Origin of the sequence: Aliiroseovarius sediminilitoris (assembly GCF_900109955.1) — a bacterium.
Taxonomy (GTDB): Bacteria; Pseudomonadota; Alphaproteobacteria; order Rhodobacterales; family Rhodobacteraceae; genus Aliiroseovarius; species Aliiroseovarius sediminilitoris.
On the sequence record NZ_FOJB01000001.1, the window covers coordinates 1323483 to 1340307 of the forward strand.

Sequence of the window (16825 nt, forward strand, 5' to 3'; positions counted from 1 at the left end):
CTGCTCGTCTTGATCGTGTTAGTGCACGATCTCCTCTTCTTTTACGAACATGTTCTCCCATGCCCGGTCGATCAGTTCGGGGGTCATCTGTGGGGGGATCCCCTCGAAATCGCAGATCGACAGCATCTGGTCGATCAGGAACACCGGCTGATAGTTGGCATAGATGTTGTCGATGGTCGGATATTTGGTTTTCAGAAGATGGACCAACGCCTCCTGGTTCAGGGGCATGCCCTTCTTCTTCGCGACCATGGCAAAGATTTTCAGGAAGCCTTCCTGATCCGGCCCGTCGATCTTGATCTTGTAAAAGATCCGGCGCAGAGCCGCCTTGTCGAAGATTTTGTTTGGGTGGAAGTTGGTCGAGAAGATGACCAAGGTGTCAAATGGCACCTCGAACTTTTCGCCGGATTGCAGGGCCAGAATATCCTTGCTTTCTTCCAGCGGCACAATCCAGCGGTTGATCAGCGCCTGGGGCGGATCGGCTTGACGACCAAGGTCGTCGACGATGAACACGCCGCCGGTCGATTTCAACTGAAGCGAGGCCGTATAGGTCCGCGCGGTCGGGTTATAGACCAGATCCAGCATGTCCAGCGTCAGTTCGCCCCCGGTGATCACCGTGGGACGTTCGCACAGCACATAGCGGCGGTCGTATTTCTTGGACACCCGGCGCAGGGCGTTGGGGTCGCCTTCTTCTTCCTCGGCCAGCGTGTGGACGATGGGGTCATAGACAGTGATCACCTGCCCTGAATACTCGATGGCACGCGGCACAAAGATCTTGTCGCCCAACGCGTCACGAATCCCGTTCGAGATCGAAGATTTCCCGTTGCCCGGTGGGCCATACATCAGGATCGACCGGCCCGAGCCGACCGCAGGCCCCAACTGGTCCAAAAGATCAGGTGGCAAGATCAGATGTCCCATGGCACCGGTCAGTTGTTCGCGTGACATGTGGATGTTGCGAATTGACTGACGCTTGACCTGTTTGGCATAGACCGACATTGGCACCGGCATGGCGCCGAAATACTCGGATTGCGACAGCGCATCCAGCGCGCGTGCCTTGCCGGTGTCGGACAGGCGATAGCCCATCTCGGACGACTTGGAACCCGCGTGCAGCGTGCCCATCGCCTCGACCAATCCGCCATCGCGGCACATATCCACCAATTCTTGCACCACGCGGGCCGGCAGGCACAAAACCCGCTCAAGATCCGAGATCAATTCCAGATTGGTGCGAAACATGGTTTTCAGCAGGATGTCCCGCATCATCACCAAGGACAGCCCGGTTTCGGACAGGGTCATCGCCACCGGTGGCGCCATCATGTCCGTGCTATGTACATTCATTGTCATGCCCGATCTTATGTTGCGGTTTTGTCTGCCAAGTCAATAAATTGACCAAACAATTACAAACCTTTGCGAAGCGCGCTATTGGCGCTATTTTAGCTACAAAAGAATGAGGGCAGGTATGAGCACAAATAAAGGCAAGTTTTTGGCAGCCTTCATGGCGGGCCTGATGGGGCTGTATGCCTTTGTTCTGCTAAACAAAGGTGGTCTATACATCTCAAAGCATGAAGGTGACACACTGCATTTGTTGCAAATGCTTCTGCGCATGGGGCAGGGGGACTGGCCGCATCTGGATTTCGTGACACCCATCGGTGTGCTGGCCTTCGCGCCAATTTCGGCGTTTCTAAAGGCAGGTTGGGGCATTGGGCTTGCGATCCAAGCGGGTCAACTGCTTGTGGCTGCTGTTCTTTTTCTTCCGACATGGTGGGTGGCCAAGACGCGGTTTGACAGCGGTTGGGCCTATCTATTTGCGGCAACCATCCTGATTTTCACAACCGCTCTGGTCTATGGCGAGGTGGATGACAGTGTCTCGATCTCGATGCACTACAACCGATGGGCCTGGGCACTGTCGTTTCTGGCGATCACGACCGCAATCTTGCCAGCGCGCGACGCGCCTTCGCAGCGTATGGACGGGTTTGTGATCGGGCTGGCAATCGCGGCCATGGCGATGATCAAGATCACCTATTTCGCGGCCTTCTTCATCCCGGTGCTCATAGGGTTGTTTGCACGCGGGGCCGGGCGCACGGCGCTATACGCCTTGCTGACGGGCCTTGTGACCGTGGCGCTTGTTACGCTCTGGATCGGTACGCCGGTGATCTGGCTGGCCTATCTGCGAGATCTTCTGAACGTCGCCACCTCGGACGTGCGACCGCAACCGGGGCGCGATTTCAGCTATGTGGTCAGCGCGCCCGCCTATCTGGGTGGATCACTGATCGCGCTGCTTGCGGTGATCTTCCTGCGTCAATCCGGGCGGATGACCGAGGGGCTGGTGCTTCTTCTGCTCCTGCCCGGTTTCTTTTATGTGACGTTCCAGAATTTCGGCAATGATCCGCAATGGTTGTGGCTTCTGGGGCTGCTTTTGATCGCGCTGCGCCCGTCAGGCCCATTGTTCAACGGCTTCGGTTGGGATTTGCAAAAGGCGATAACCTATTCGGCTATCGCCGCTTTCGTCTTCGCCACCCCCAGCTTCATGAATCTTGCCGCCAGCCCGTTTCGACACTTTGCCACGGATGTGGAGAAATATGCCCCGCTGATGCCGGGAAGCGGCGTGAATGAAGACTTGCAGACCTATGCGCCGCGCGCGTCACGGGTGGATGTGCGCCGTGCCCTGGACGGGCCGGAGACGTTGTTCGCCGATCTTTATGACGATGAGGCGCGCGAGGATACGAATGTCACCTTCAAGGGCCGTGATCTGGAGTATTGCAGCTTGGAACTTGGCATGGTCGTATGGTTCCGCGCCGTGTCGCAGGACATTGCAGACTGGTCTGGTGGTGGCAAGGCGCTGTTTTCCGCAGACCTATTGTCCAGCTATTGGCTCTATGCCGATTTGGCCCCGCTGAAGGGCGGCGCGCCTTGGTATTACGGCGATCTTAGCGGGATCGAGAATGCGGATTACCTGCTGGTGCCGACCTGCCCCCTGTCTGCCGACACCCGCAAGAAGATTTTGGACGAGGTATCGGGACAGGACTGGATCGACGACGTGGAAGAGGTGCGGCGGACGCCCTACTACACGCTCTACAGCTTGCCGGGGAAAGCGCCAAAACCGGTAGAACCACCTGTTGAAACCGAGAAGGAGGATGGGCGGTCGGAATAATTCCGTGCCGTATCGCCCCTGAAAAACGAAGGTCTGTTCGGTGATCGGCGGATTGATCAGGCGCCGGTGAGCGCCGCCAGCAGGAAATATGTGATCAGCGTGGTCCCAAGGCTCAACCCCATGGGATAGTCGCGGCGGGTCCAGCTTTCCCAGTTCGGCGTTGTGGCGCGCACCCAATCCATACTGCGTGCCAACCGATGCAGGATGAAGCCGGCTACGGTCATTACGGCAAGGATTGTCAGCACCAGAAAGGCGTCGGGCAGCGCAACCAACGGTGCCATCGCCGCGGCGAACTTGGCGTCGCCCGCGCCCAGCATCCGGCCAAGGTTCATCACAAAGCCGATCACCAGGACCACGACCAGATGGATCCATCGCAAGAGGTAATCGTTCAGTTCAAAGGCAAACAGCCCGACCACCGCAAACACGATGATCAGCGCCATAACCGCCTTGTTGGGGATTTTCATCCGGGACAAATCAGACCAGACCACCCAAAGGGCAATCGGCACCACGAAGGGCAGAAACAGCATCGCTGCCCAGCTTGTCATTGCGGTGCTCATGCGCGGGTCATCCGTTCGAGACGTTGTTTTCCAACGCTTCCAACGCGCGGGTCGCAGCCTCGAAATGCTGCGGATGGGTGTCGATTGCTTCTTGCAGCAGACCTTTTCCAGTCGTGACATCGCCCTGCTTGATCGCCGACAAGGCCAGCGTGTGCAAAAGCTGCGCGCGTTCGACCTGGTTCATCGGGATCACGGGCAGGTCATATTTCCGCTGCGCGCCACGGGCCAGAACCAGGTTGTTCTTCGCTGTGAACATCTTGCTGTCATAGCTCAACGCCTGCGAGAACAGCTTCTCGGCGCCCTGGTAATCGGCCCGCGTCAGTTTGGAATAACCCCAGTTGTTCAGGACTGAACCGGGGTTGGTGGTCAACCCCACAGCCGTTTCATAGAAACTGTCGGCCTTCTTCCATTCCTTGTTACTGTCTGCAATCATCGCTTCCAGCCGGTAACGGCGATAGGTTTCGTGGGTCGGGGGCACTTTATCCAACACCGCTTCGGCTTCGTCCCAGTCACCGGCGCGGATCAGCGCGTCGGCAAGACTGACACGATCAACCGATGTGCCTTCGGAACTGGCCACGATGGCCTTCCAGACCGGCACGGCCTCGGCCGGGCGCTTGGCGCGGATCAGCGACTGCGCCAAGCCGCGTTTCAGGTCGATGCGGTTTGGCTGACTTTCAGCCGTGCGTTTGAAATAGGCGACGGCTTCGTCCGGATCGCCCACAGTCAACATGATGTCGTTAAGATTGCTTTCGTCGATGACGTTCACATCTGCGATGGCACGTTCGACCTCTTCACTGCCCGATTTCGGCTTGCCACAAGCTGACAGGGCGACCGCGCTGCCAAGGCAGAGCGTCAGAAAGATAGAGTGGCGCATTTTTGCGTCCTTTTACTGCTCGTGTCTTCGCTTAGATTTGCGACAGAAGCAGGTAATCCCCCGTCCCCCGCCGAACCAGCGCGAATGCATCATTATGGGTCTGATCATAATCCGGATTTTCCGATTTTGCGAGCGCCAAGCGCAAATTGTCGCGAATTTGGGCAGATTGGCCACGATCCAGGCCAAATGCGATCTGGAAGACACGGGCGGCCTCGGCTGTTTGGCCGGTTTCCATCAGGACAACGCCCAAATTGTTCCATGCCGGAACGAAGCTGCCATCCATTTCGGTGGCTTTTCTGAGGATGCGCTCGGCCTGACCCAGACGGCCGAGTTGCAGATTGGTCGATCCGATGGCCGACAGCACATCGACGGTGATGCCCTGCTCGCTGGCCGCACGCAGATAGGCTTTCAGGGCCAGTTCATGTTCGCCGGCGGCGGTCAGGCGGTGGCCGACAGTCAACCCATCCACAGCTTCTTCGCCACGTTTCAGTGCGGTTGGCGCATAGGGGCCTGTGTGCTTGGCAAATGGTCCCGTTCCAGACGCACAGGCCGTCAGAAGGACGCTGGCGGCTGTTCCGACAGCAAGAAAACGCGCGCGCGCATGACGGGCGCGACGATCACGGACCAGATAATGGGGGACAAGGTGGGGCGGGCGGCGCGTCGTCAAAGGTGGCTCCTTCGCGCGGCCCGTTCAGTTGCGTCAGAAGCGGACCGATTTAAGGGTCAGATAGATGTCATAGACCGATGGTCCGATCAGAATGATCAATAGCGGCGGAACGGTCAGCATCATAGTGGCAAGTGTCATCTTGGTGGGCAAGGTGTTTGCCTTTTCTTCCGCGCGCATGACGCGTTTATCACGCATCTCGCCAGCATAGACCCGCAGCGCATCGGCAATGGATGTGCCGAATGTGGCCGATTGGATCATCACGGTGACAAAGCTTGCCACGTCCGGCACGCCCGAACGTTCAGACAGATCGCGCAGCACTTGAACCCGGTCTTTACCGGCCTTCATCTCGTTCGACACGATCGAAAACTCGTCGGCCAGCGCCGGGTATGAGGCCCGGATTTCCTTGGACACCCGCAGGATGGATTGGTCCAGCGATTGACCCGCTTCGACGCAGGTCAGCATCATGTCGAGCGCGTCAGGGAAACCGTTGGTGATCTCTTCTTTGCGGGTTTCGACCCGGCGCGTGACCCAGTATTTCGGCAGCATATACCCGGCGACGCCGGGGATCAGGATCCACAGCATGCGCGCTGTCGTGGTCAGCTCTTGCCCGTTTGCGGTTTTCAGGATGGTCAGGAAGATCCCGAAGATCAGCAGACCGATGCCAAGCGCAAACTGCGCAAAGTGAAAGGTCCGAACCGCGTTCTTGCCCGGATAGCCCGCTTGCAGCAGCTTCAGTTGAACGGCCGAATATTCGTCAGCGTCCTGCGGTTCCAGAAAGGCGGAGTATCTTTCGAGCTTATCCGAACCCGAGGCGACCCGCAGATCGACCTTCTGCCCGCTCTTACTTCCACTCTCACGCGCCTTGCGGAGCTTTTCAATTGGATCTTCGGTCTTGCGAAGCAGGAACGGCACCGTGACGACGATCAGCACGATCCCCAGCGCGCCCACTGCCAGAAGGGGACCAGCGGGACCAAGAAGGTCGGTCAGAATTGTGTTGATCTGTTCCATCTCTTGTACCTCTGTCAGACCTTGATGTTCACCAGCATCCGCATGACGAAGACGTTCGCCACAAGGAAGCCGGCAACGATCAGGCAAGCGGGGATGAAATAAGGCGTGTCACGCACCTTGTCGTAATAATTGGGCTGGATCAGGTTGATCATGACCAGCGCCAGAACCGGAAAGCCGGACAGGAAGTTGCCAGACCATTTCGCCTCGGCGGTGATGGCGCGCACGCGGCGGAACAATTTGAAGCGCGATCGGATCACCTTGGCCAGACCGTCAAGGATTTCGGCCAGATTGCCGCCTGACGTTTGCTGAATGATGACGGCCACGGCCAGAAAGCGCATGTCCTGATTGTCCAGACGCTCGGCCATGGCGGCCAAGGCTTCGCCCACGTCGCGACCATAGGCGCTTTCGTCGGCAATCAAGCCCATTTCAGTGCCAAGCGGATCGGGCACTTCCTTGGCGACGATCTGAACGGCGGATGAGAATGGGTGCCCCACCCGAAGGCTGCGCACCATCAGTTCAACCGCATCGGGCAGTTGTTCTTCGATCATCGAAGTGCGTTTTTTTGCTTTGTTGTTCACCCAGATGTAAACACCACCGACGCCCATGACGACAGCAATACCAGCCCGAATGGGCAAGGACGCTGCGGTGGCGACACCCAGCCCGACAAAGGCAAACATCGACAAAAGCACCATCATCAGCACTAGTTGGCCCGGTGTAAACGCGATGGCGGCTTTCTGTGCCTTGGTCGCCAGAAGTGAATAGAACGGGATACCCTGCGCACGGACGTGTTGGCTCATCTCCTTGCGGAGCTTTTCCAGAACCTCTTCGCGTGCCGCACCCTTTTCCAGCATATCCAGCCGGCGGTTGATACGGTTGTTCAGGCTGATCGACTTGCCAAAGACAGTCAGATAGATACCTTCAACCAGCAGAAGGACCGCCAGGAAAATCAGGCCGTAGAGGATTGGCTCGATGGAAATGGTCATTCTCAGTCGCTCCAGGGTTCATAGATGGATGCGGGCAGGTCATAACCCCACTGGCGGAAGCGGTCGGAATAGTGTGACCGCACGCCGGTGGCGTTGAACCGTCCAATGATCTTGCCATCGGGTGCCAGACCCAGACGTTCATAGCGGAACACCTCTTGCATCGAGATGACGTCGCCTTCCATGCCGGTGATTTCCGTGATCGAGACCATGCGCCGCGAACCGTCTTGCAGGCGGCTGGCCTGCACGATCAGGTTCACCGCCGATGCAATCTGGCTGCGCACGGCCTTGATCGGCATTTCAATCCCTGCCATGGCGATCATGTTTTCCAGACGCGAAACCGCATCGCGGGCCGAGTTCGCGTGGATTGTCGTCATCGACCCGTCGTGGCCGGTGTTCATGGCCTGCAACATGTCGATAACCTCTTCGCCGCGCGTCTCGCCGACGATGATCCGGTCAGGACGCATCCGAAGGGCGTTTTTCAAACAGTCGCGCTGGCTGACCGCGCCCTTGCCTTCGACATTGGCCGGGCGGCTTTCCATTCGGCCCACATGGGTCTGTTGCAGTTGAAGTTCGGCCGTATCCTCAATCGTCAGGATCCGTTCCGAGTTGTCGATGAAAGACGACAACGCGTTCAGCGTGGTCGTCTTACCAGACCCCGTCCCGCCCGATACGATCACGTTCAGGCGCGTCGCGACGGCGGCCTGAAGGTAAACGGCCATTTCTTCCGAGAAGGCGCCGAAACCGACCAACTCATCAATGCCAAGCTTGTCTTTCTTGAACTTACGGATCGACACGAGCGATCCATCCACCGCAATCGGCGGCACCATCGCGTTGAAGCGCGAGCCATCGGCCAAACGGGCGTCAACATGGGGGTTCGATTCATCGACCCGACGGCCCACGGCGGACACGATCTTGTCGATGATCCGCAGAAGGTGGCGTTCATCCTTGAAGCTCACATCGGTCAGTTGCAGTTTGCCCGCACGTTCGACGAATACCTGTTGGGGTCCGTTGACCAGAATATCGTTGACCGTGTCGTCCTGCAAAAGCGGCTCCAGCGGGCCAAGGCCACGGACTTCGTCATACAATTCCTGGTTCAGCAGCAGGCGTTCATCGCGGGTGAGCACGACATCGCGCGTGCTCAGGAATTCGGACGTGATATCAGTTATTTCCGCGCGAAGGTCTTTTTCTGCGGCGCTTTCCAATGCGCCAAGGTTCAGGTTGTCCAGAAGCTCTTTGTGAAGCTCGGTCTTGATCTCGGACAGCCGTTCCTTGCGCTTGCGTTCCTTGTCGGCCTGAGGTGCGCGGGCTTCCTGCAACGGCGCTTGCCGACGCGACACAGGCGCGCGGGACGCCGCCGCCGCGTCAGGCTTTGACGTGCTGGGGGCAGGGGCATCTGCCCGCCCACCGTCCACTGCCTTCAGTTCGGGCGCTGCCGCGGCTGGTTTCGTAGGCTTTTTATAGCGGGAAAACATGGCGCCTCCGGGGTCAGTTGGCTGTGGCTTCGGCCTGGTTCAGATCGTGAACCGACTGCGCCAATTTCTGGATTTCTTTACGCAGCGGGTTCTTGGTTGCCGCGCTGGACAGGGGAATCCCGTGATCGCAGGCCTGCGTGACCGGCTTGCCGCCGTCAGGCAAATGAAGTTCGATCGAGATATCAAGACTTTCCGCCAGGCGCTTGGCGCGTGACTTGCCCGACATGTCGGTGAATTTCGGTGCGCGGTTCAGGACATAGCGCAGCTTTTCAACCGGCAGTTCCTCGGACTTCAGCGCCTTGATCATACGCAGCGCATTCTGAGCCGAGCGCAAGTCAAGCTCCAGCGTTGCAAAATACACATGCGCTGCGTGCAAAACGGTTTCGGTCCATTGTGCAACGGTGTTGGGCATGTCGATGACGACATAGTCAAAATTTCGACGGGCCATTTCGATAATGCGATCAATGTCTTCCGCGTTGACGATATCCAGTGGCAGCATGTCGGGCGGCGCGGTAAGGACGTGCAGTTCCTCGTCAAATGTCACAAGCGCCTGCGAGAAGATTTCGTGATCCATAACTTCGGTATCGGACAACAGTTCATAGACCGCATCACGGCGGGGCAGATCCAGATATGTCGCGACCGAGCCAAATTGCAGGCCAAAATCCAAAAGGCAGACGCGCGGCGGGTTTTTTCCTGCCTTTTTGTCCTTTTTGCTGCGATCCATCTGGCAGAGTTCCCAGGCCAGGTTCACCGCCAGCGTGGTCGCCCCGGTGCCGCCCGCCATGGGTTGCACTGCCAGAATCACCGCTTCGCGATCCCCGCCGGCTTTCAACTGGGTCGCCTGGTTGGCGGGATCGACAAGGGCAGGGGCTTCCGGTTCGGGTGCGCGCAGACGCTCGATCGCGTCATGAAGAGCACCTTCGGGCAGCGGGTAGGGAACGAATTCTTCTGCCCCCATTTTCAGAAGTTGGTGCAGCGCGATCGGGCTGACCTCTTCCGCGATTACGATGACTTTGATGCCTTTTTCGACGGCAGTGCGGATAACACCGGCCACCTTTGACAGGTCTGCCTCGTCCTGGTCGTCCATCGCAATCGCGACAAACTCCAGCGCGTCAGCGTCGGGTTGAGCAAAAAACGCAAGTGCGTCTTCAAGCGACAGGTCGCCCCACGCCTCGCCAAGTTCGGCTTCCATGTCTTCGATCAACAGATCGAAGTTCTGTACGTCCCGTGCGATCGTGCAAGCTACGATCGGTTCGGGGTCGGCGTGTAGCGCAACACTGCTACTCATCGTAAAATCCCTCCAGTTAGAGCCCGCTCCCAGGCATTCTGCCATCGGTCCTTTGCCCGCAAAGGCGTGCGCGAGTCGGAAATTGCACGCGGACTGCTCCCAATGGTTCAAGAAATGCCAGTCAATCTGGGCAACATTGCGGCTGAAACCGCCAAATTATTCGTTCATTTGGGACGATCACGGGTGAAACGGCGCATCTGTTTCCCAGAGAGGAACGGCAAAAGGTTTCACCTTTAACGGGATATCATGTCCCAATCCCGCACGGAAACCTCATGAAATGAATATGTTCACAGCGAGAGCTTTCCTGCGGTGTCCCAGCTTCTCGGCCCAGAATGCGGCGAAAATGTGGCGATCCGGGGCAGGTTGCATGAAAAAGGCGCGAGCGAGCCGCGCCTTTTCGTCGTCTGTGCAGGTTAGGTGCCTTCGCCGATTGATCCCGCGGTCCCGGCCGAGATGATCGGCAGGGGCACCGCGCTGCCAATATATTCGCGATATACGACCTGAGCATACTTGCCGTCCAGAACCGTGGGTTTGCGACCACCCACGAAACCGGTGACTTCCGTCACCGTGCGACGGTTGCGCACTTCAGGCGCACGCGTCACGATCAGCGGGCGGGTCTCGCCATAGCTGACGACGGCTTCCAGTCGTGACCGGCTGATCCCGCTGGCGACCAGATAATTCACCACCGCATTGGCCCGGCGCAAGCCAAGACGCTTGTTATAGGCGTTCGATCCAACCAGATCGGTATGGCCATAGACGCGGAAGCGCAGTTCGGGGAACTGGCCGATCCAATGGGCCTGCTGGCTTAGAATGGCGCGCGCCGTGTTGTCCAGCGCGGCGCTGTTGAAAGCAAAGTTGACGGTGTCCTGCGATTCTTGGTTGAACCGGTTGGCCAGCGCAACAGTCGGATTGATCTGGCCGTTCTGGACGCCTGTGTTATAGGCCGTGGGTTGCCCCAGCCCGCCTTCGTCCAGTTGTGCACCTGCTTCGACGAACCAGGATTTCGACGCCACATCCGCACCGGAACATGCCGTCAGAATGGCAATCGCCGAGGTGGCAGCGAGCACTGGTTTGATACGTTCAATGGGCATCTCAGTCCTCCATCACATAGCCATAGGACCCGGAGAAGTCCTGTTGCGCCACTTCGCCCGCCGCCCCGGTTTTGGGTCGGTTCGAGGCTGTCGTATTGCCGAACAGGAACAAATCCTGCTCAGACGGTGGGCGGATCCGGTCAGTCGGAACCGCCAGCGCTTCGCCGCGCGTCGGGGTAACAAGATGCGCGGTGATGATGATCACCAGTTCAGACTGCGACCGTTGGTATTCGGTTGATCGGAACAGCGCGCCAAGCACCGGGATGTCGCCCAGCCATGGGACCGCCCCGATATTGTCCTGAAAATCGTCCTCGATCAGACCAGCAATGGCGAAGCTTTCGCCGTCCCGCATCTCGACCGTGGTCGAAGTTTCGCGGCGGCGGAACGCGTTGATGCTGAAGCCGCCATTGTTATAGCTGACGGATTCATCCAGACCCGACACGGCGGCGTTCAGTTGCAGGTTGATCACGTCATCAGCCAGCACTGTCGGGGTGAATGTCAGTTCAACACCGAAGGGCTTGTAAGTCACGGCAATCTCGTTGTTGCCGTTTGAGACGGGCAGGGGGTATTCACCGCCTGCAAGGAACGATGCCTCCTGGCCTGACAGTGCAGTCAGGTTCGGTTCAGCCAAGGTGCGCACAACCCCCTTTGTTTCAAGGGCTTCGAGCAGAACATTCATTCTGAGGCCGCCCGCGTTAAAGCCAAGGATCATACCGCCTTGCGTCCCAGAAGCTACGTTGATCGGATCGCCGGGACTACGGCTGGCATTTGCCGGGCTCAACAAAGTGCCCGATGCTCCAAGCGCGTCAACATTACCGATGGTGCCGCCAAGCTGCAACGAGCTGGACAACGATTTGCGAACCGACCGGCCCATCTCGGCAAAGCGCACTTTCAGCATGACTTGCTGGGTGCCACCGACGGTCATCAGGTTCGACACCCGTTCGGGCGCATATCGCTGGGCCAGATCCAAGGCGCGATCCAGTCGCTGGATCGAACTGACCATGCCTGACAGCACGATCCCGTCATTGGCGGTGCGCACCTCGATTTGCTCGCCTGGCAGGATTTGCCGCAGGCGTTCCTTGAACTCTGCGATATCCGGCGCGACATGCACCTCGACATTGGTGATAAGCTTCCCATCAGCCCCAAGCAGGGTCAGTGTCGTGCGCCCTGGTGTCTTGCCCAGCACATAAATCGTGCGGTCCGACAGGGTCGAGATGTCCGCGATGCCGGGGTTGGCGATGGAAAGCTCGGCGAAGGGGACGTCGCTTTCGACGACCACAGCCCGGTTCATGGGGACTTTCAACGCACCGGATGGTGCGCCGCTCATGACGCGCAGCGTTTCAGCGGAAGATGCCGCTGGCACGCCGATCCCGAGCGTCAGACCCAATAGGGCTGCCTTGATAAATCGATCAACTTTCATGTGATCCTGCCTCTCTGACCACGTGTGGATAGCGTGGGTGTTGCCCACTTGACTGCTCCGGGTCTTGTGCCCGATTTGGTGGGTTTTTTACCCGATTGCGTGGCAGACTGCGTCAGAAATCGAAATAATGCAAGAATCAATACCTTGCTGGGTAGGCTTCATGTGGACATGTCGCAACAGTCCTGTTGTCGCGACATGACTGCGCTGATCGTGAAATCACTCTGGGCAGGCGATTTGCGTCTCGATAATCTCGCCGCCACGACGGGTGCGAATGGTGCACACCTCTTCTTGTACACCAACCACTTCGCCCATGATTTCGCCTTGTCCCACCTCGACAGAAGAGGTGACAGTTTCGTCCTGCGTGCCCACAAGCGCCAGCGACAAGCGCCCGCTGGACTGGGCTTGAGCAAGGGCGGCCACTTGCCGGGGGGTCACTTCAACAGTGATGGTCCGTGCGATGGTCGGACCTGTGCGATCCGTGTCCGCAATCTGGTCGACGGCGATGATATGAACATTCGCCAGGATAAGTTTGGTGACTGCCTGGCCTTCACCCAACTCGTCAAAGCCGCGCCCGGACCAATAGACATCGATGCGGTCTTCTGGTCGCAGAAAGCCGGACACGCCTGAGCTGACATCCACATTGATGGCATAGGCGCGCATCCCCGTCGCCAGACGCGAAGACACGCCGGCATCCGCACCAGGTTTTGTTACCTTGACCTCTAGCAGGGCTTCGTCCTTTTCCATCGCGCGCAGCACGGTGCGGAATTTCTTTTCGCCGTCAGGGAAAATGTCTTCAATCTTGCCGAACGTGCCTTCTGGGATTGCGTTCTCGGGCCATTTCACAGCCCTGATATCGTCGGCCGTCATTTGTTCGCCATAGCGTAGTGGGCGGTTCACGACGAACACATCAACCGTCGGAACGATGGCAGCGCGCGCGGCGCGTTCAGCATCAAGCTGGGTCTGGAAATCGCCGATGTAGTCCTTGGCCATATAGACCGCGAACCCCGCCAGGCCGACACCAATGATCAGAACGAGTCCGAAGAGCAAACGCATTTAAGTTCCTTTCCCACTACAAGACGCCAGAGGCATCACACACCAACTCCCCCATCTACATGTCAACACGAATTGAGGCAATTTGAAGTATAAAGCGTGAATTTAGGGTGAACTTCACAGGAAACGTCAACAATTTCCAGTGCCATTCATAAAGTATTTATCATAGCACCTTGGGCGCGAGAAAAAACCGCGCCGGAATGGCGCGGTTTTGCTAACTATCAAACAATCAGGCGACTGTTTAGTAGCTCATGATCGACATGTTGGACAGCGAGGACGAGATCTTGTCTGCCAGCGACGTTGTGCCGCCCGAGACCGATGTCAGAACCGCGATGCCGAGGCCCACGATGGCTGCGGTCAGCACGACCCAGTCCACGGTGACAGCGCCGTCTTCGTCGGCTTGGAAAGTCTTGATCAGGTTATACAGTTTCATATTCTTTACTCCAGTTACTTGTCTAAATTAGTAGCTCATGATCGACATGTTGGACAGCGAGGACGAGATCTTGTCTGCCAGCGACGTTGTGCCGCCCGAGACCGATGTCAGAACCGCGATGCCGAGGCCCACGATGGCTGCGGTCAGCACGACCCAGTCCACGGTGACAGCGCCGTCTTCATCAGCTTGGAAAGTCTTGATCAGGTTATACAGTTTCATTTGTCTCACTCCGAAAGGTGTTGTTTCGTTTCGTTCACCTTGGCGCCTGAACTTGTTGCCGTCCGCAGCGCTGCTTGGCATGAAACCTAATTAGCCCTTTGATTGGGGCGAGAGTTGGGCAGGTTTCGTACCTTTTCTGGCTTAACCAATTTTTAAGGTTTTGTTGGGTTAAGATATTGAAAGTAATAAAAAATAAAATTCATAAAAATCTATGGTCTGTGATAATCCTGCGCGGTTGCCCGCAAAACTTGTGAACAATATCAGGTAAATCTGGCCCTGACAGGCGAAATCTGCAACAAACAACAAAACAATTCGAGGCAGAGCAGTGAACCGCAAATGCGGCGCTTCGTGAGCATAAGCATATTCCTGACCTTCGCGATGGGGGTTCAGGCGCAGGCGGACAACACGCCAGCGCCCTTTCCCGACTTTACCTTCAAGCGCGTATCGGTGCCGCAAGCCGGGGCCAGGCGCATCACCATTCAGATTGACCCCGTTGCCCAGGCAGCGGCACTCGCGCCAAAATTTCCAAAGCAGGATATGGTCGAGGAAGTTGCAGCCGCTGTCGCCACGCCTCTGCCCACCGAATGGGATTGGTTCTGGACCACCGTATCGCCGCGTTTGGACAAGGCTGGTCCCGCAAACGTGCGTGTCGCCCTTGATTTGCTTGATACGCAAGAGGGGTTGGTGCAGCCGCGCCTGCAACATCTGCAATCCATCGCACAGGCGCATGGCACCGACATATTGAAGGCGACGATCGGCACTCCCGTGTCCCCCGCGTTGGTGCTGGCCTTGATTTCGGTGGAAAGCGGCGGGCGCGTGAATGTGGAAAGCCAAGCAGGCGCGCAGGGGTTGATGCAACTGATCCCAGATACCGCCGCCCGGTTCGGTGTCGTGGACAGCCACAACCCCGCCCAGAACATCAAGGGCGGTGTCGCCTACCTGAACTGGTTGATCAACCACTTCAATGGTGATCCCATATTGGCCCTGGCCGGTTATAACGCAGGCGAGAATGCGGTGAAGGACAGTGGCGGCGTTCCGCCCTATGCCGAGACCCGTGCCTATGTGCCGAAGGTTCTGGCCGCTTGGAAGGTTGCGCGCGGGCTGTGTCTGACCCCGCCAGAGCTGTTGTCGGACGGATGTGTATTTGCAGTGAATGGATCGTAACGAGATGGCCGAAGAGTTGACCAAGAAACCGTTCGTATTGGACGTGGACGGAACATTCCTGCGGACTGATATCTTGTTCGAATGTTTTTGGGCGGGCCTTGGCCGCGACCCGATCCGCACGCTGAAAACCAGCCTTGCGCATTTCCGCGATCCCGCGCGCCTGAAAGCGGAACTTGCCCGCATCGCAGCGCTGCGCACCGATTTACTTCCCGTCAAAGCGGATGTGCTTGAGGTTGCCCGCGCCGCGCAGGCCGAAGGGCGCGAGGTCGTGCTGGCGTCGGCATCGGATCATAGTGTCGTGGCGCAACTGGCGGCACAGCATGGTCTGTCAGAGCATGTCTTTGCCTCGGACGGGCGCACCAACCTGAAAGGCGTGCGCAAAGCCGAAGTGCTGGTGCAAGCCTATGGTGAGGGCGGGTTCCACTATGCGGGCAATGCCCCGGTGGATCGCGCGGTGTGGGATCATGCCGATGCCGCCCTTGTTGTGGGCGATCCGCGTTCCGCCAAGGCTTTGGAGGCGCAAGGCAAGCCCGTCACCCAGATCGACGGTGGCTGGCGCATGAAAGACGTGCTGAAAAGCTTCCGCCCCCATCAATGGGTCAAGAACGTGCTTTTGTTCGTGCCGATGATTGCCGGTCACGCTTTTGACCTGAACACGTTCATCCTGGCCATTCTGGGCGTAATCAGTTTCTCGGCGGCGGCGTCCTCGATCTATCTGGTCAATGACCTTCTGGATCTTGAGGCCGACCGGCTACACGTCAAGAAATGCAAGCGTCCCTTTGCCTCGGGTGCGGTTCCGATTCAGGTGGGGATGGTGTCCTTCTTTGTCCTGGCTGCCATCGCGCTGGGTATCGCGGCCTATCTGGGCGGGGCGTTTTTCGGGGTGGTCAGCTTCTATATGGCCCTGTCGCTGGCTTATTCGCTGAAGCTGAAACGAATGCGCTGGGTGGATATCGCGGTGCTGGCATCGCTTTATACACTTCGTGTCGTGGCGGGCGCTGCGGCGACAGGTATTCCGGTGTCGGGCTATCTGCTTGTGTTCATCTTCCCGGTTTTCCTGGCTCTTGGCTGTGTGAAGCGCCTGACCGAGTTGACCCTTGCCACATCGGACGAGCGTTTGCCGGGGCGGGGGTATGGGCGCCCGGACCGGCCCGATCTGCTGAACGTCGCCTCGCTGGGTGTGGTGGCGTCGCTGGTGGCTTTTTTCCTGTATTCATTCACCGAACAGGCGTTGTCGCTTTACAAGACGCAATGGCTGATGTGGGTGGCAGGTCTGCCGCTGGCCTGGTGGATGATCCGTATGGTGCGCCTTGGCTGGTATGGCAAGCAGGACTATGACCCGATTGTCTTTGCGATGAAGGACAAGCGGGGTATTGGGCTGATGCTGATGACCATCTCGATCATGTTCTATGCCGCAGGTCTTTGGCAGGAGTGGTTCGGAGTTGGCTGACGCC

General features: G+C 58.0%; 16 protein-coding genes. 3 read left to right on the forward strand and 13 right to left on the reverse strand.

All coding sequences use genetic code 11. The annotated features are described in order from the left end of the window. Positions 1-18: 18 nt before the first annotated feature. Positions 19-1332, reverse strand: coding sequence for a P-loop NTPase family protein (locus BMY55_RS06655; RefSeq protein ID WP_091432131.1), 1314 nt, complete (start codon positions 1330-1332; stop codon positions 19-21). 121 nt (positions 1333-1453) lie between these two features. Between BMY55_RS06655 and BMY55_RS06660 the strand changes: the two genes are divergently transcribed. Then, positions 1454-3145, forward strand: a complete 1692-nt coding sequence (locus tag BMY55_RS06660; protein ID WP_091429322.1) for a DUF2029 domain-containing protein — start codon at positions 1454-1456, stop codon at positions 3143-3145. 56 nt (positions 3146-3201) lie between these two features. Here BMY55_RS06660 and BMY55_RS06665 read toward each other — a convergent pair whose 3' ends face one another. From BMY55_RS06665 to BMY55_RS06720, 12 genes are all read right to left on the reverse strand, one after another. Continuing rightward, positions 3202-3702, reverse strand: coding sequence for a prepilin peptidase (locus BMY55_RS06665; RefSeq protein ID WP_091429324.1), 501 nt, complete (start codon positions 3700-3702; stop codon positions 3202-3204). Positions 3703-3709: 7 nt separating this feature from the next. Further along, positions 3710-4576: a tetratricopeptide repeat protein gene (locus tag BMY55_RS06670; RefSeq protein ID WP_091429326.1), complete on the reverse strand. Its 867-nt coding sequence runs from the start codon at positions 4574-4576 to the stop codon at positions 3710-3712. A 31-nt stretch (positions 4577-4607) separates the two neighbouring features. Beyond that, positions 4608-5132, reverse strand: coding sequence for a tetratricopeptide repeat protein (locus BMY55_RS06675; RefSeq protein ID WP_143064349.1), 525 nt, complete (start codon positions 5130-5132; stop codon positions 4608-4610). A 144-nt stretch (positions 5133-5276) separates the two neighbouring features. Then, complete coding sequence (locus BMY55_RS06680; RefSeq protein WP_091429328.1) at positions 5277-6251, reverse strand: type II secretion system F family protein; 975 nt, start codon at positions 6249-6251, stop codon at positions 5277-5279. 14 nt (positions 6252-6265) lie between these two features. Next, positions 6266-7234 carry a type II secretion system F family protein gene (locus BMY55_RS06685; RefSeq protein WP_177179304.1) on the reverse strand — a complete coding sequence of 323 codons (969 nt, stop codon included), beginning with the start codon at positions 7232-7234 and terminating at the stop codon, positions 6266-6268. Between the two features lie 2 nt (positions 7235-7236). Further along, on the reverse strand, positions 7237-8706 hold the full coding sequence (locus BMY55_RS06690; protein ID WP_091429329.1) for a CpaF family protein: 1470 nt from the start codon (positions 8704-8706) through the stop codon (positions 7237-7239). 13 nt (positions 8707-8719) lie between these two features. Next, entirely contained in the window at positions 8720-9994 is a 1275-nt protein-coding gene (locus BMY55_RS06695) for an AAA family ATPase (RefSeq protein ID WP_091429331.1), read from the reverse strand. A 413-nt stretch (positions 9995-10407) separates the two neighbouring features. Further along, a complete protein-coding gene (locus BMY55_RS06700; protein WP_091429333.1) occupies positions 10408-11085 on the reverse strand; it encodes an OmpA family protein in 678 nt (225 codons plus the stop codon). Between the two features lies 1 nt (position 11086). Beyond that, entirely contained in the window at positions 11087-12505 is a 1419-nt protein-coding gene (locus tag BMY55_RS06705; protein WP_091429336.1) for a type II and III secretion system protein family protein, read from the reverse strand. 216 nt (positions 12506-12721) lie between these two features. Beyond that, complete coding sequence (gene cpaB, locus BMY55_RS06710; RefSeq protein ID WP_091429338.1) at positions 12722-13558, reverse strand: Flp pilus assembly protein CpaB; 837 nt, start codon at positions 13556-13558, stop codon at positions 12722-12724. A gap of 238 nt (positions 13559-13796) precedes the next feature. Next, complete coding sequence (locus BMY55_RS06715) at positions 13797-13988, reverse strand: Flp family type IVb pilin (protein WP_091429340.1); 192 nt, start codon at positions 13986-13988, stop codon at positions 13797-13799. Positions 13989-14015: 27 nt separating this feature from the next. Further along, entirely contained in the window at positions 14016-14207 is a 192-nt protein-coding gene (locus tag BMY55_RS06720; RefSeq protein WP_091429340.1) for a Flp family type IVb pilin, read from the reverse strand. Positions 14208-14585: 378 nt separating this feature from the next. Between BMY55_RS06720 and BMY55_RS06725 the strand changes: the two genes are divergently transcribed. Continuing rightward, positions 14586-15371 carry a lytic transglycosylase domain-containing protein gene (locus BMY55_RS06725; protein ID WP_245744763.1) on the forward strand — a complete coding sequence of 262 codons (786 nt, stop codon included), beginning with the start codon at positions 14586-14588 and terminating at the stop codon, positions 15369-15371. Continuing rightward, positions 15361-16821 carry a UbiA family prenyltransferase gene (locus BMY55_RS06730; protein ID WP_245744668.1) on the forward strand — a complete coding sequence of 487 codons (1461 nt, stop codon included), beginning with the start codon at positions 15361-15363 and terminating at the stop codon, positions 16819-16821. The genes BMY55_RS06725 and BMY55_RS06730 overlap by 11 nt, the downstream gene beginning before the upstream one ends. Positions 16822-16825: the final 4 nt, after the last annotated feature.

What these genes read in the sequence shown, in the direction of transcription:
- BMY55_RS06695 (WP_091429331.1), bottom strand. Translation starts at nt 9,994, where the DNA reads ATGAGTAGCAGTGTTGCGCTACACGCCGACCCCGAACCGATCGTAGCT.
- BMY55_RS06660 (WP_091429322.1), top strand. Translation starts at nt 1,454, where the DNA reads ATGAGCACAAATAAAGGCAAGTTTTTGGCAGCCTTCATGGCGGGCCTG.
- BMY55_RS06730 (WP_245744668.1), top strand. Translation starts at nt 15,361, where the DNA reads ATGGATCGTAACGAGATGGCCGAAGAGTTGACCAAGAAACCGTTCGTA.
- BMY55_RS06665 (WP_091429324.1), bottom strand. Translation starts at nt 3,702, where the DNA reads ATGAGCACCGCAATGACAAGCTGGGCAGCGATGCTGTTTCTGCCCTTC.
- BMY55_RS06725 (WP_245744763.1), top strand. Translation starts at nt 14,586, where the DNA reads ATGGGGGTTCAGGCGCAGGCGGACAACACGCCAGCGCCCTTTCCCGAC.
- BMY55_RS06670 (WP_091429326.1), bottom strand. Translation starts at nt 4,576, where the DNA reads ATGCGCCACTCTATCTTTCTGACGCTCTGCCTTGGCAGCGCGGTCGCC.
- cpaB (WP_091429338.1), bottom strand. Translation starts at nt 13,558, where the DNA reads ATGCGTTTGCTCTTCGGACTCGTTCTGATCATTGGTGTCGGCCTGGCG.
- BMY55_RS06705 (WP_091429336.1), bottom strand. Translation starts at nt 12,505, where the DNA reads ATGAAAGTTGATCGATTTATCAAGGCAGCCCTATTGGGTCTGACGCTC.
- BMY55_RS06700 (WP_091429333.1), bottom strand. Translation starts at nt 11,085, where the DNA reads ATGCCCATTGAACGTATCAAACCAGTGCTCGCTGCCACCTCGGCGATT.
- BMY55_RS06680 (WP_091429328.1), bottom strand. Translation starts at nt 6,251, where the DNA reads ATGGAACAGATCAACACAATTCTGACCGACCTTCTTGGTCCCGCTGGT.
- BMY55_RS06720 (WP_091429340.1), bottom strand. Translation starts at nt 14,207, where the DNA reads ATGAAACTGTATAACCTGATCAAGACTTTCCAAGCTGATGAAGACGGC.
- BMY55_RS06655 (WP_091432131.1), bottom strand. Translation starts at nt 1,332, where the DNA reads ATGAATGTACATAGCACGGACATGATGGCGCCACCGGTGGCGATGACC.
- BMY55_RS06715 (WP_091429340.1), bottom strand. Translation starts at nt 13,988, where the DNA reads ATGAAACTGTATAACCTGATCAAGACTTTCCAAGCCGACGAAGACGGC.
- BMY55_RS06685 (WP_177179304.1), bottom strand. Translation starts at nt 7,234, where the DNA reads ATGACCATTTCCATCGAGCCAATCCTCTACGGCCTGATTTTCCTGGCG.
- BMY55_RS06690 (WP_091429329.1), bottom strand. Translation starts at nt 8,706, where the DNA reads ATGTTTTCCCGCTATAAAAAGCCTACGAAACCAGCCGCGGCAGCGCCC.